Here is a 14,573-nt window from a genome sequence, read left to right as displayed (position 1 = left end):
CTTAAACTCCAAATTGTGCAAATAAAAATGTAGCAGCTATAACCGTGCAAGCTCCGCCAATTCTAGTTGAAATCTGTGCAAATGGCATAAGCTCCATTCTATTACAAGAGCCTAGAATTGCAACATCTCCTGTGCCACCAAGTCCTGAATGACAAACCATAACGCAAGAGCATTCAATCTCAAACATATTTAAAAACTTTGCACAAAAATACCCAGTAAGTGCCATAGTAGTAACTACGCTAAAGCAAATTATTATAAAAGCAATATTAATTGCAGCAATTACATCTTTCCAAGGTGTCCAAATAACTCCAACACCTACTAAAAGAGCCCAAGTTAGGTTTTTGCTTACAAATTGATATATGAAATTAGCTCCGTATTCTAGGCTTTTTGGCATTATGTTTAAAACTTTTGTAATAGCAGCCATAATAATCATAATAATTGGAGCAGGAATTGAAATTATCATATTTAATAATTTTCCTATTAAAAAATAGCATACCGCAACGAGCAAACCAGCACCCATTAATTTAATATCAAAAGGCAAGGTATCGTTATTTAAAGAATTGATATTTTCTTCTTTAGTTTTTACTAAAAGCCCGTTTCCACTTAAATGTGGCTTTTTTAGAGCTAGATTTTTTAAATATCCTGCATAAGCAATTGCAAATAAGTTTCCAAGCATTGCAGCAGGTGCTAGAAGTGCTATTATATTTGATGAATTGGCATTGCCTAAAATTTCTGAATAAGCAACACTTAGTGGGATAATTCCCTCTCCAACTCCGCCACTTAAGATAGGAATTGCTATATAAAATACAGCGTGAGCTCCGCCAATACTAGTAATTGAACCTATTAAATATGCCACTATAATAGCTAAAAAAGTTCCTATAAATAAAGGTATAAACATTTTTAAAAACCCTGCAATTAAAATTGCTCGTTTCATACTTAATATACTTCCAACTACTAAAACGCTTATATAAAGATATAAGAAATTAGATTGCTTAATGAAAAATGTTATAGCATCTATTGAGTTTTGATTTAATAAACCATAATAAACCATACAAGATGGAACAAAAATGCTTAATATAGCTGGTCCGCCAATATCTTTTAAAATAGGCACTTTCATACCAATTTCGCCAAGCAGTATTCCTAAAATCATAGTAATAGCAAGTCCGCCTACCATATCTTTAGGAAGTTTTCCAAAATAGCAAGTGAAAAATACAATAAGTGCAAATACACAAAATGCGTATAAATTTACACCACCTATTTGTCTTTCTTTCATAAAAACTCCTTTAAAAATAATTTGAGTTTTCATTTTAAGAAGAATTAAGATTTTGTAAATTTAAGTAATTTAAAAAAGCTTTTAAATAATTAAAATAAGTAAATTAGTTTAATTTATAATATATTTGTGGTCTTCCTTTGGCTTTATATTCTAGTTTTGAAGTAATGTAATTAATTTGTTCTAAATAAGTTAGATATTTTCTAAGAGATATTTTAGAAATATTTGTTAGTTTTTCTAATTCATTGACATTAAACCAAGTATTAAATTCTTTTATTTTATCTTTTATAAGAGCTAAAGAATTTTTATCAATTCCTTTTGGTAATTCATCAATTTGTTTATAAAGAGCTTTATCAATATTTTCTTGATTGATTTTGCTATTTAATAGATTTCTTCTTAACTTATATTGATTTAGTGAGCTTTCAAGCCTATTTTGTTTAAATGGTTTTAGAATATAATCAATTACTCCTAGATTTAAGCTTTTTTGTAAGCTTAAGCTATCATTTCTAGCAGAAATTACAATAATATCAATCTTACTAAACTCACTTTTAATTCTTCTAATAAGCTCAATTCCATCAGTATTTGGCAAGGTTAAATCAAGCAATATTAAATCTATTTCATTACTTAGCAAATAATTTATAGCATCATCTACTTTAGTAAAACAAGCTAGTAATTTAAACTCACTTACTGATAAAAGAATGTTTTTATTAATATCTTGCACCATCAAATCATCTTCAACTATTATTGTCTTAATCATTATTAATCCTTAAAATTACACTAAAAGAGCTTCCATTTTTTAATTTACTAACACTTATTGTTCCATCATAATTAGCAACAATTTTAGCACATAAATAAAGTCCATATCCTCTAAATTCACCCTTAGTAGAATAGCCTTTAGTAAATAAGTTTTCTTTATTTTGAATGCCGCAGCCATTGTCTTTGCATTGAATTTTTAGGTAGTTTTTATTATTTTTTATAAATATTTCTATATTTTTATTTTCTGTATTGCTTAATGCGTCTATTGAATTATTTATTAAATTTGAAAGAATGCTAATAATATCATTTTGTAAATTACTATCATTTAAATTATCTAAAAATGATTTTTTATTAAGATTTATATTGATTTTCAATTCTTTTGCAAAGGCGAATTTGCTTTCGCAAAAAGCTAGGATTACTTTATCATTGATATTGCATAATAATTTATTTAAATTCTCTTTATTTTTTAAAATCAATTCATCACAATAATTTTTTGCTTCATTTATATTATTATTTTCTAATAAGGCATTTATTATGTGAAGTTTGTTTGAGAATTCGTGATGATTTGCTCTTAGGGCTTCGGCGTATTTTTTGACATCTATTAGCTCATTTGCTAATTTTTTAACTTCTTTTATATCTTTAAAAGACGCTACAACTCCTGCTATATTATTATCTATAAAGTATGGAATTCTATTTGTTAAAATTGTGATTTCGTTTAATATTTGCTCTTGATTTAATTCAGCTATTTTTGTATTTAATACTTTTTGCATATTTGAATGTGGGATAATATTGGCATTTTTTCCTATTAAATCATTATCTACTAAGGCTAGTTTAAAAATATCTTTAGCTTTATCATTTATTAAAGTAATGGTGTTTTTATCATCTACTGCAATTATCCCATCATTTAAAGATTGCAAGATAGCGTTTTGTCTTGCAACTAAACTAGCTATTTGTTTTGGTTCATAACCTAATAATATGTTTTTTATATTTTTATTTAGTATTTTTGCTAGTATTAAAATGATTATTATAAAAATAATTATCAAAACAAAATTATATTTATTTTCTTCTAAAATTATTTGATTTAGATAATCTACGAATACTCCAACTATTACAGCACCTATAATTTGATTATCTTTATAAATTGGGCTAAAGCTTCTAATTGAGCGTTTTAAAGAACCTTTTGCTATTGAGATATAATGTCCTTGTCCGTTTAAAACTTGTTTAGCGTCCCCACCTTCTACTAAAGTGCCTATTAAATCTTTATTAGGGTGGGTTAGTCGCTTTTGGTTTTTATCTATTATTACTATGAAATCAAGATTTAATTCTTTACTTAATTTGTTTATATCTTCATTTAAATTAGGATTATTTATATCAATATTTTTTGCTAGAGTTTTTGATATTGCTTCTATTTTATGAGTAATTTCGTTTTCAATTAATTTTTTGCTTTGTATAAAAATAAAAACAGAAGTAATGCTTAAAACTATAAAAGAAATTAAAAAAAATGTTAAAGTAATTTTTGTAAATAATCTCATTTAAAATTCCTAATAGTTTTTTGGATACATTATATTAAAATCATTTAAGGAATTTGAAATTATGCAAAAAGATTTGCTTCAGCTAGTTTTAGAACAAAAAGAAAAGAGATTTAATGCAAGACTTGAATACGAAAATATTTATAAAACTCCTGTAATTTGCTTTAGTCTAAATCTTCCTTATATGTATAAAATAGCTAATATTAGTGAAGTTAAAGAATTGTTTTTATTCGGAATTAACGAAGCGCTTAGTTTAGGAAATATCATAAATTATAGTGTTAATTTAGATGAATTATTTTGCTTATTTGCGATTGATGATGAAGCTTTAAATATAAAAAAACTTACTATATCTTTAGAAAATAAATATAATTTTTCAAGATTATTTGATTTTGATGTGTATTTTAATAACGAGACAATTAAGTTAAGAAATGCAGGTAGGAAGTGCTTTTTATGTGATGAATTAGCCATAGTTTGTCAAAGAAATAACACTCATACAAAATCTAGCATATATAAAAAACTTGATGAATTATTTGATGATTTTTATGTGCATATTTGCATAAATAAAAGTATTAAAAATAATTTTAGCAAAGCTGCTTTAAAGGCATTATTGTATGAAGTTAGCTTATCTCCTAAAATCGGCTTGGTTGATAGATTTAGTTCAAATTCTCATAATGATATGAACTTTTATACTTTTTTAGATAGCGTAAGTGAATTAAGAGAATATTTTGATAGCTTTTATACTTTAGCAAAATTATCAAAAAGAAATGATTTTATTAGGCTTAAAAAAATAGGTCAAATAGCAGAAAAATCTATGTTTAATGCCACAAATAATATAAATACTCATAAAGGTGCTTTATTTTTGTTTGCGATTATGATTTTTGCTTGTAGCAAAAGTGAAGATGAATTATCGCTTGAAAATATCTCAAAAATTACAAAAGATCTATGCGTAAATCTATGTCAAAATGAGTTAAACAACAATCTTAATTCAATCGGTGGGATTTGCTTTCAAAGATTTGGGATTAAGGGGATAAGAGATGAGGTTGAGAAAGGATTTATAAATACTTTTAAGGCTTTTAAATTCTATCAAGCTTTTGAGATTAAAAATGATATAAGTTTGTTAAAGACTTTATTTTATATCGTATATTTAATAGATGATACGAGTTTAATAAAAAGATTAAATTATAATTATGATAATTATTTACAAGTAAAAAATACTTGCTTAAAACTTAGTAAATATGATGATAGTAAAATAATAAAAATTATTAATAAATTAAACAATTTATACTCAAGTAAAAACATTAGTTTTGGTGGAAGTGCTGATGTTTTATCATTAATAATATTTTTAAATTTTATAAAAATAAAATAATTTTTTAATAATTACTTAAAAATTATATAAGATTAAAATTTTTTATAAAAAAAGTAAAAAATCTATGGAAATATTAAGTTTAATTAATTAAAGTAATACCTTTAATTTATTTTTAAACTTAAGGAACAATGATGAAAAAAACATTAATCACATCTATTATTGCGGCTAGTTGCTTGCACGCAGCTGAATATAATATATTCATAGCCAGCTTTAAAAAAGACGATTATGCTACATTAAACAAAATAAAATCAAATATTGAAAAAGTTGTTAATAGTAGCAAATACGCTAATGAATTGGTGGTAAAAGCAAGAGCTAGTGACCCACAAAGTGCAAATAATAGCACATATCACACCGTAGTTGTTGAAACTGCTGATATGTCTAAATCAAAAGTAACAGAGATTAGAAACTATCTTCGCTCAAATTCTATCTATAAAGACGCTTATTTTACGACTAGAAAACCAAATGAACCTAAATTTGCTAAGGTTGATAGCGAAGTAGATACTAATTTAAACAATGACGAATTAACTAGCGAACCAGCTGTTGTAGATAATAATTCATCTGTTTCAAGTATGTTAGATAGTTTAGATGAAAAAAATGATAATGGTTTAAATATTCCTGCATTTAACAATGTTGAAGACGCTAATTCAATTACTTTAAATAAAATGATTGCTAGTGTTCTTGATACAAACCCAAGTGTAAATACTTATAAACAAGAATATTTAAAATCTTTAAAAGACTTAGATATAGCAAGTGCTGAATATTATCCAATGTTAAATGTATATGCAAATGGTGGATATGTTAATAAAAAGCATAAAGTTAATGTAAATCCTGAACAAAAAGGAACAGGCACAACTCACGATGCTTCAATAGTTTTAACAGAAAACTTATTTAATGGTGGAAAAGATATGAATGGCAAGGCTCAACAAAGCCACATTACAAATTCTACAGCTTATAAAGTAATTCAAAATTCAAATGAAATCGTATATGATAGCACTAAAGCATATTTAGATATGATAAAAACTAAACTATTACTTGAAATAGCACAAAAAAATGTAAAAGCTCACGAAGATATTTATGCTCTAATCAAAGATAGAACAAGTTCAGGTTTTGCAAGAGCTAGTGAAGAAAGACAAGCAGGAAGCCGTTTAGCACTTGCTAAAAATAACTTATTATCAGCAGAAAACGATTTTAAAGATGCTGAATCAAGATTTACAAGATTATTTGGTAAAAATGTAGATATTAATTCTCTTGTAATGCCAGAATTTACTTATGCAATTCCTAGTTCAGTTGAAGGCTTAAATGAAATTAGTAAAAAATGTAATCCAAGTGTGAGAATTCAAGCTGAAAATATCAATGTGCTTGAATATGAAACAAAGGTTAAAAAAGGAAATTATTTACCTAAATTAGACTTAGAATTAAGTGCAAACTATGCAAAAGATAAAATCTTTAGAGATTTACAAGCAGATACTAAAGATACTTCAGCAGGTGCTTATTTAAGATTTTCATACAACCTATTTAATAAAGGTCAAGATAAGCTAAATGTTGAAAAAAGTAAAATCGGAGCATTAGCAAGTCAAATGGATTATAATGCTACTTTAAGAGAATTAGAAGAAAGCAATTCATACGCATTTAATTCATATAAAATTAGTAATGATAAATTAAATTATTTAAATGATTATGTTGAATATGCTAAATCTACACTTTTAACTTATGAAGATGAATTTAAAATTGGTAAAAGAGATTTAATCAATGTATTAGATGCTCAAAGCGAATATTTTTCAGCTGCTAAAGAATTAATTAATACAAAGAGCAATATTTTATTAACCCAATACAAAATGCTTGATAATATGGGTGTAATTTCTGAAGGTTTTGTTAATGGTTATGCAAAACAATACATTAATAAAGCTTGCTCAATCTCTGATATTAAGTAATTGATGTATAGTAGAATTTTTAAAAGAGTGATTTTATTCACTCTTTTTATCGGTATTAGTTTATCTAGTTCTTCATTCATTAAACCACAAACTTATGTTAGAATGGAGAAGACTTACGGACAAGTTAGTGTTAAAAGACTTGAAAAACTAGATAAGTTAATGCAAGATATACAAAATACAAATGATGCAAATAAATTAGTAAAAGTTAATGAATTTTTTAATGACCCAAGTATTATAAAATGGCAAGATGATATGATAACTTGGGGTAAGACTGATTATTGGGCTAATAGATTTGAATCGCTTGGAAAGGGTTTTGGAGATTGCGAAGATTTCGTAATCGCAAAATATCTTACTTTACTTGATTTAGGAGTTAGTGAAGAAAAATTATTTTTTACATACGTATATGCTAATTTAAATGGCAAATGGATTTCTCATATGGTTTTAGCATATTATGAAAAACCTAACGATATTCCTTTTATTTTAGATAGTAATACAAATTCAATTAAAAGAGCAAATAAAAGAGTTGATTTAAAGCCTGTGTTATCGTTTAATGCTAAAGACTTATTTTTAGCACAACAAGCATCAAGCGGTAAATTATCGGCAAAATCTTCAAAATATACAAAAGATTGGTCTAGTTATTTAGAGAATTTAAAAAAGGGTGATTTATGACTTTATTTAAGCAAATTTTATTAGGTGCTATAGTTTTTATATTAATTATAATAGCTATTGTTGGTGTTAAAAACTATCAAACTACAAATGATTTTATAAACGAGCAATTAAGTGCAAATGCAAAGCATACAGCAACTTCGCTAGGATTATCAATTGCTACTTTAGATAATGTTGATAAAGATAGTGTTGAGCTTATGATTAATGCTATTTTTGATAGTGGATATTATCAAGAAATTAAATTCACTGACGCAAATGATGAGATAGTTTATGATAAAAGTAAAGAAAAAGTATTTTATGGAGTTAGTGATTTATTTGTAAAACTTGTAAATATTAGCACTCCTGTTGAGAGTTTTGAGATTAGACAATGGAATAAAATAGGCACTATTTATGTGCAAATTAGCCCTGCATTTGCTTACGAGCAACTTTATACAACCCTTAAAGAATTGTTTATTAATTTAGTGATTATTTTTATAGTTTCTATGATTTTAATTTATTTTTCACTAAAAGCGATTTTAGCACCACTAAATAAGGTTAGAAAACAAGCAGAAGCTATACTTGAACACGAGTTTATAATACAAAATAAACTACCATTTACCCAAGAAGTTAGAAAAATGGTAATGGCAATGAACTCAATGGTAGGTAAGGTTAAAGATATATTTGATAAAGAGAGTGAAACGCTAGATAAATATAATGATTTGCTTTATAAAGATGAAAGAACTAAGCTATTTAATAGAAGATATTTTATAAATAAATTTGAATCAATTAAAAGTAGGGAAGAATATTCAAATGGATATTGCTTTTTATTAAGCATTAAAGAAACTTATAATCTAAAAAAGATTTTAGGTTTTAATAAATCTATGGAATTTTTAGGAAGATTATCAGATATTTTAAGAGATAATGATAAGGTTTTTGATAGCGAATGTGTGTTTTCAATTAATGAAAATGATTTTGCTGTTTTAGGTGAGAATTCTTTAGGTTTTGAAGAAAACTGCGTAAATTATCTAAATAAAATAAAAGATTTATTTAAAGAATTTGGACTTGATGATAGTGAGTTTTTAATAAGCAGTTCTTTAAGTTCTTATGAAGGAAAAAAGCTAAATGAAATTCTTGCTGAATTAGACTTATTGTTAATTAAAAATAAGACTAATTATTCTTTAAACAAATCAAATAATTCTGATAATATTATCTTAGGTAAAGAGCAATTTAGAACATTTATTTATAACGCTATGAATAATAATGATTTTTGTTTTGCTAGCCAAGAAGTTTTAGGTACTGATAATAATGTATATCATAAAGAATTGTATTTGAGATTAAAATATAAAAATGAATTAAAAAATGCTTCTTATTTTATGCCTATTGTAAATGAGCTTAATTTATCAAAAGAATTAGATATTTATGTATTAAGCAAAGCTTTAAGTGAAGAATTTAAATCAGGAATTTCTGTAAATATTTCAAATGATTTAATAAAAGCAGAAAATTATCAAAAATTAGAAAAAATATTCAAAACTAGAAAAAATGAAAAAGTTTATTTAGAACTTGCTATGAGTAAGGAATTAAATATTAGAAATCTTATTGAGTTTTCAAGATTTGCTAAGACTTATGATATAGCTTTAGGGCTTGATCATTTTACTTTAAACAAAGAAAACTTAAGTATTTTAAATGAATTGAATATTTCTTATATTAAAGTTCAGGCAAGAACATTGCTTGATTTATTAGAAGATGTTAATGCTAGCGGGGCTAAAAATGCTTTAGAAATTATCTTAAATTCAAAAGGAATAAAAATAATTGCAATAGGTATAGAAGATGAAGAAACTTACAACAAAATAAAAGAATTAAATATTAATTTAGTTCAAGGAAATTACACAAGTAAAGTTAAGGAAGAAATATGATAAATACAAAAACAGATGAATTGCTAGATTGTCTAGTTATTCTTACTAAGCTTTATAACAATCCTTATAGTGCCGAAGCACTTACGGCTGGGTTGCCTTATGATAAAAATTTAGGCGGTATAGAGCTATTTTCAAAAAATAATAAAAAATCTCTTTTTAGTAGAGCTGCAAAAAGAGCTGGTTTTGCTAGCACATTAGTGAAAAAAGATTTAAAAGATATTCCTAATTTAGTATTGCCTTGTATTTTAATGCTAAAAGACCAAAAAGCATGTATTTTACAAAGTTTTCAAGATAATGATAAATTAAGTATTATTTTTCCAGGATTTGATGGTGCAGCTACATTGGTTAGCAAAGCAGAAATTGAAGAAGAATATTTAGGCTATGCTTTTTATTTAAAAAGAGAATTTGTTATTAAAAATGAAATAAATAATCTTAAAAATAACCCTAATGAGCATTGGTTTTGGGATACGCTTAAAAAATCAAAATCAATTTATGTAGATGTTTTACTAGCTTCATTTATTATAAACTTATTTGTTTTAGCAGGTCCGCTTTTTACAATGAATGTTTATGATAGGGTTGTGCCTAATAATGCAATTGAGACTTTATGGGTTTTAGCTTTAGGAGTATTTGTTGTTTATACAATTGATATGATTATTAAATTAGTTAGAGCTTATTTTTTAGAAACAGCTTCAAAAAAGAGCGATATTATTATGAGCTCATTAATTTATGAAAGAGTGTTGGATATTAAATTAAGTTCTAGACCTGCTAGTGTTGGTTCTTTTGCGCAAAATCTAAAAGAATTTGATACGCTTAAAAGTTTTTTTGCAAATGCTAGTATTGCTGCTATTGTGGATTTGCCATTTTGTATAATATTTTTAGCAACAATTTATTTTCTAGCAGGGCATTTAGTAGTAGTTCCTGTTGTTGTTATGATACTTATTTTAATTTATACATTTAGTATTAGAAAACCTTTACAAACTTCAATAGAAAGCACATATCAAGCAAGTGCATTTAAAAATGGTGTTTTAATTGAGAGTTTAAATACACTTGAGACAATTAAGACTTTAGGTGCAGCATCTTCTTCTCAATGGATATACGAAGAAGCAACAGGAGAAATTGCTAATAAAAGTATAAAAAATAAATTATTATCTAGTTCTATTCCTATGGTTACAGGGTTTTTAGTTCAATTTAACACTATTGCTATTGTTGTATTAGGTGTTTATATGATTAAGGATATGGAGCTTAGTATGGGTGGTCTTGTTGCTAGTGTGATTTTAAGTTCTCGTGCAATATCTCCTATGGGTCAGGTAGCTTCTCTTATATCAAATTACGAGCAGACTAAAACAGCTTATAAGAGCCTTAATGATATTATGAATATGCCAGTAGAGCGTGAAAATGGCAAAAAATTCGTAAGAAGAAATAGTTTCTTAGGTGGTATTGAGTTTAAAAATGTTTCATTTGCTTATCCAGAAGCGAAAAAAGAATCTTTAAGTGATGTTAGCTTTAAGATTAATGCTGGAGAAAAAGTTGCAATTATTGGTAAAAATGGTAGTGGAAAAACAACTATAGAAAAATTAATTATGGGACTTTATGAGCCAAGTAAAGGCAGTATTCATGTAGATGGTATTGATATTGAGCAAATTGACCCCGTGGATTTAAGAGAGCATATTGGCTATGTTTCTCAAGATATTATGCTATTTAAAGGCACTTTAAGAGAAAATATAGTTTATAAAGCACCTTATGCAAGTGATGAAGAAATTATAAAAGCTGCAAATATTTCTTGCGTTAGTGAATTTGTAAATTCTCACCCACTTGGATTTGATATGCCTGTTTATGAGCGTGGAGAAGGTATAAGTGGGGGTCAAAGACAAGCTATTGCAATATCAAGAGCGTTTATAACAAATACACCTATTATGCTATTAGATGAGCCAACAAATCAAATAGATACTCAAACAGAAGCAAAAGTTATAAATAATTTAAAAGAAGCTTGCAAAGATAAAACATTAATAGTAATTACTCATAAACAATCACTTCTTAGTCTAGTTGATAGAATAATTGTAATTGATAATGCTAAGGTAGTTTTAGATGGAAGTAAAGAAGAAGTTTTAGCAAAGTTAGGAGCTAGTAAATGAAAAACTATACAAAAGATGATTTAGATTTTATGAATAGCTTATCACAAGCTGTATTATCAAAAAGCTCTCAAAAAACAAAAACTATGCTTTATATAATTATTACTTGTGTAATTGGTTTGATTGCTTGGATGAGTGTAGCAGAGATTGATGAGATTACAAGGGGGCAGGGCAAGGTAGTGCCTAGTGGTCAAAATCAAGTAGTTCAAAACCTAGAAGGTGGTATAGTTCAAGAATTATTAGTAAGAGAAGGCGATGTTGTAAAAAAAGGTCAAGTATTACTTAAGATTGATAATAAAAGTTTTGAGAGTTCTTTAGGCGAGAGTGAAGTAAAAATTAGTGAGCTTTTGGCTAAAAAAATTAGACTTTTTGCTCAAGCAAATAGTAAAGAATTTGATATTAGTATTTTAAGCGAAGATGAAGTAAATAAAATTTTCCCACAGACTTTAAAAAACGAACAAAGTTTATATGAGAGTAATATAGAGCAATTAAAAGAAAAAATTTCTCAAAAAGAAAGCGAAATAAAGGAACTAAAATCAAAAATCAACCATCTAAGCACGAGTTATAATTTAGTATCTAAACAAAATGATTTGACTTATAGTCTTTATAAAAAAGGTAGTGTAAGTGAAGTTGAATATTTACAAATTAGCAGACAATTAAATGATATTAGGGGAGAATTATCTCAAGCAAGATTATCGCTGCCTAAATTAGAAGCTACATTAAATGAAATAAGATTAGGTTTTATTAATGATTCTAAAAAAGAACTAAACGAAACAAATGCTGAAATTGCTAGAATTAATAAAAGCCAAATAGGTCTTGATGATAGGGTTGATAGAACCTTAGTAAAAAGCCCTGTAAATGGTATAGTTTCAAAGCTTAATGTTCATACGGTTTCAGGAGTAATCAAGCCAGGTGAAAATATAGCTGAAATAGTTCCACTTGATGATAGATTGATTGCTGAAGTTAAGGTTAAACCTGCTGATGTGGCATTTTTAAGAGAAGGTTTAAGAGCTATTATTAAGGTAAGTGCTTATGATTTTAGTATTTATGGCGGACTTGAAGGACAAGTTATGCAAATTAGTGCCGATACAGAAACCAATGATAAAGGAGAGAGTTTTTATTTAGTAAAAATCGTAACAGAAAAAAATCATCTAGGAACAGATGAGCACCCACTAAATATTAAGGTGGGTATGATAGTAAATGCTGATATTGTTACTGGTAAAAAGACTATATTAGATTATTTATTAAAACCAATATTTAAAACCAAACAAAATGCTTTAAGGGAAAGATAATGCAAATAATTATAAATGTAGAAGATAAAGAGCTAAGAACTTATTTAGAAGAAATATTGAATGATTTTAATGTATATTCAACAAATTATTTAGATGTAATAATAGCTAAATACAAAGATGCTAATGTTATAATTTGCGATAATATTGATAGTATAAAAGAATTATCAAAATATAATTTTAAATGCCTAGCTATATCAAAAAATCCAAATTTTATAGAATCTCAAGCGTTTTTAAATGGCAATGCTAAAGGGTATGCAAACGCAAGAATGCAAAAAATTCACTTTATAGATGCAATTAATTGTATTAGTAATGGTGGTATATGGTTATTGCCTGATATTATTAATAATATGATAAGCCTTATTAATCAAAGCTATAAACAAGATAATAATGATTTATATGAATTATTAACTGATAGAGAAAAAGTAGTTGCAAATTATATAAAAGATGGATTAAACAACGCACAAATTGCTAATATTTTGCAGCTTAGTGAAAGAACTATAAAGGCTATAACTTCAACTATTTATCAAAAAGTAGGGGTTAAGAATAGAATTCAATTCGTAATGGCTTTAAAAAATATTGATAAATAAATATAAAGTCCTATTTTAAATTCTTGTTTAAAATAGGATTAAAATTGTATTCTTTTAGTTAATATTTTTAATTAATAATTATTATTACTTAAGTTTTATTTAACTTTGTTTATTTATACTACGCCTTTTTAAATTATTACAAAAAAGGATTTAAATGAAACTATCACAAAAAATTTCCATATATCTTACCGCAGTTTTAATAATTGCATCAGTAATTTTAACTTCATACGAATTAAATAGAGTTAAAACTATTATTAATTCAAATTACAATGAATTAAATAGAAATGATATAACTTTAAAGAATTTGTATATAAATTCTTATATAGATGTAAAATTAAATAATATTAAAAAAATTGCTAAAAAATTTGAAGAAGCAAAAGATGTAAGCCCAAATTTTATTAAGCAAATAATAGAAGATGATAATAAGATTTTAGATTTTAAAGGTTTATTTGTAGGTTTAACAAATGGCGATGTTTATAAGGCTGAATCTGATTTAACTTTTAGATTAATCCCTAATTTTGATGGTAGAACTAGAGCTTGGTATAAAGAAGCTTTAGAATTAAAACAAGCAAATTTATCTTCAGTATATCAAGATGTTTCAAGTAAAAAATCAGCTACAACTATTTTTGCACCTGTAGTAATTGATAATAAAATAGTAGCTGTTGTTGGTGGTAATATTTTAATTGATGATTTTAGCGATGAGATTACTAGAGCAAATTCTTTAAAAAATTCTAGCACTATAATTTTAGATAAAAATGATGAGATTATTTCAAGTTCTAATAAAGATGACTTAGGTAATCCTGAATGGAAAAAAGAATTTGTAAGTAAATTACAAAATTATTATAAAAATGATAATAGTGGTAATTTTATATTTAATAAAAATGATAAAGAATATATAGCTTATTGTTTAGAAGATAAATTAACAGGATATGATGTTTGCTCAATTATGCCAAAGGCAAATATTGATGATACTATTCACAATAGTATGATGAATTCGATTTATGAGTTTATAATATTTATTATTGTAGTTATAGGAATTTTATACTATTTAATCAAAAAATCTTTAAATCCTATGATTGCTATGCAAAATGGTTTAACTGAATTTTTTGAATTTTTAAATTATGAAAAAAATGATGCTAACAAAATCGCAATCAC

At 26.0% G+C, this 14,573-nt stretch carries 11 protein-coding genes; 8 read left to right on the top strand and 3 right to left on the bottom strand.

The annotated features are described in order from the left end of the window. Nucleotide 1 precedes the first annotated feature (1 nt). From AVBRAN9334_RS03360 to AVBRAN9334_RS03350, 3 genes are all read right to left on the bottom strand, one after another. Nucleotides 2-1,273, bottom strand: coding sequence for a 2-hydroxycarboxylate transporter family protein (locus AVBRAN9334_RS03360; RefSeq protein ID WP_336607028.1), 1,272 nt, complete (start codon nucleotides 1,271-1,273; stop codon nucleotides 2-4). 103 nt (nucleotides 1,274-1,376) lie between these two features. Then, entirely contained in the window at nucleotides 1,377-2,027 is a 651-nt protein-coding gene (locus AVBRAN9334_RS03355; RefSeq protein WP_214118448.1) for a response regulator, read from the bottom strand. Then, complete coding sequence (locus AVBRAN9334_RS03350) at nucleotides 2,020-3,558, bottom strand: sensor histidine kinase (RefSeq protein ID WP_336607027.1); 1,539 nt, start codon at nucleotides 3,556-3,558, stop codon at nucleotides 2,020-2,022. The genes AVBRAN9334_RS03355 and AVBRAN9334_RS03350 overlap by 8 nt, the downstream gene beginning before the upstream one ends. 61 nt (nucleotides 3,559-3,619) lie before the next feature. Here AVBRAN9334_RS03350 and AVBRAN9334_RS03345 point away from each other — a divergent pair, with 61 nt between their 5' ends. From AVBRAN9334_RS03345 to AVBRAN9334_RS03310, 8 genes are all read left to right on the top strand, one after another. Then, a complete protein-coding gene (locus tag AVBRAN9334_RS03345) occupies nucleotides 3,620-4,921 on the top strand; it encodes a triphosphoribosyl-dephospho-CoA synthase (protein WP_336607026.1) in 1,302 nt (433 codons plus the stop codon). A 131-nt stretch (nucleotides 4,922-5,052) separates the two neighbouring features. Beyond that, nucleotides 5,053-6,852: a TolC family protein gene (locus tag AVBRAN9334_RS03340; RefSeq protein WP_336607025.1), complete on the top strand. Its 1,800-nt coding sequence runs from the start codon at nucleotides 5,053-5,055 to the stop codon at nucleotides 6,850-6,852. A gap of 3 nt (nucleotides 6,853-6,855) precedes the next feature. Then, a complete protein-coding gene (locus AVBRAN9334_RS03335; RefSeq protein ID WP_214120625.1) occupies nucleotides 6,856-7,521 on the top strand; it encodes a transglutaminase-like cysteine peptidase in 666 nt (221 codons plus the stop codon). Beyond that, nucleotides 7,518-9,410 carry a bifunctional diguanylate cyclase/phosphodiesterase gene (locus tag AVBRAN9334_RS03330; protein WP_336607024.1) on the top strand — a complete coding sequence of 631 codons (1,893 nt, stop codon included), beginning with the start codon at nucleotides 7,518-7,520 and terminating at the stop codon, nucleotides 9,408-9,410. Before AVBRAN9334_RS03335 ends, AVBRAN9334_RS03330 begins: the two co-directional genes overlap by 4 nt. After that, nucleotides 9,407-11,542 (top strand): type I secretion system permease/ATPase, encoded by a 2,136-nt coding sequence (locus AVBRAN9334_RS03325; protein ID WP_336607023.1) that lies wholly within the window; start codon nucleotides 9,407-9,409, stop codon nucleotides 11,540-11,542. Before AVBRAN9334_RS03330 ends, AVBRAN9334_RS03325 begins: the two co-directional genes overlap by 4 nt. Beyond that, nucleotides 11,539-12,831: an HlyD family type I secretion periplasmic adaptor subunit gene (locus tag AVBRAN9334_RS03320; RefSeq protein ID WP_214118428.1), complete on the top strand. Its 1,293-nt coding sequence runs from the start codon at nucleotides 11,539-11,541 to the stop codon at nucleotides 12,829-12,831. The genes AVBRAN9334_RS03325 and AVBRAN9334_RS03320 overlap by 4 nt, the downstream gene beginning before the upstream one ends. Next, on the top strand, nucleotides 12,831-13,418 hold the full coding sequence (locus tag AVBRAN9334_RS03315; RefSeq protein ID WP_336607022.1) for a response regulator transcription factor: 588 nt from the start codon (nucleotides 12,831-12,833) through the stop codon (nucleotides 13,416-13,418). The genes AVBRAN9334_RS03320 and AVBRAN9334_RS03315 overlap by 1 nt, the downstream gene beginning before the upstream one ends. Nucleotides 13,419-13,572: 154 nt before the next feature. Next, nucleotides 13,573-14,573 (top strand): cache domain-containing protein (locus tag AVBRAN9334_RS03310; protein WP_336607021.1); only part of this gene is annotated, 1,001 nt, incomplete at its 3' end.

Origin of the sequence: Campylobacter sp. RM9334 (genome assembly GCF_020138145.1) — a bacterium.
Lineage (GTDB): Bacteria > Campylobacterota > Campylobacteria > Campylobacterales > Campylobacteraceae > Campylobacter_E.
Note: the sequence above shows the minus strand (reverse complement) of the source record. Positions and strands in the feature narration are given on the sequence as shown.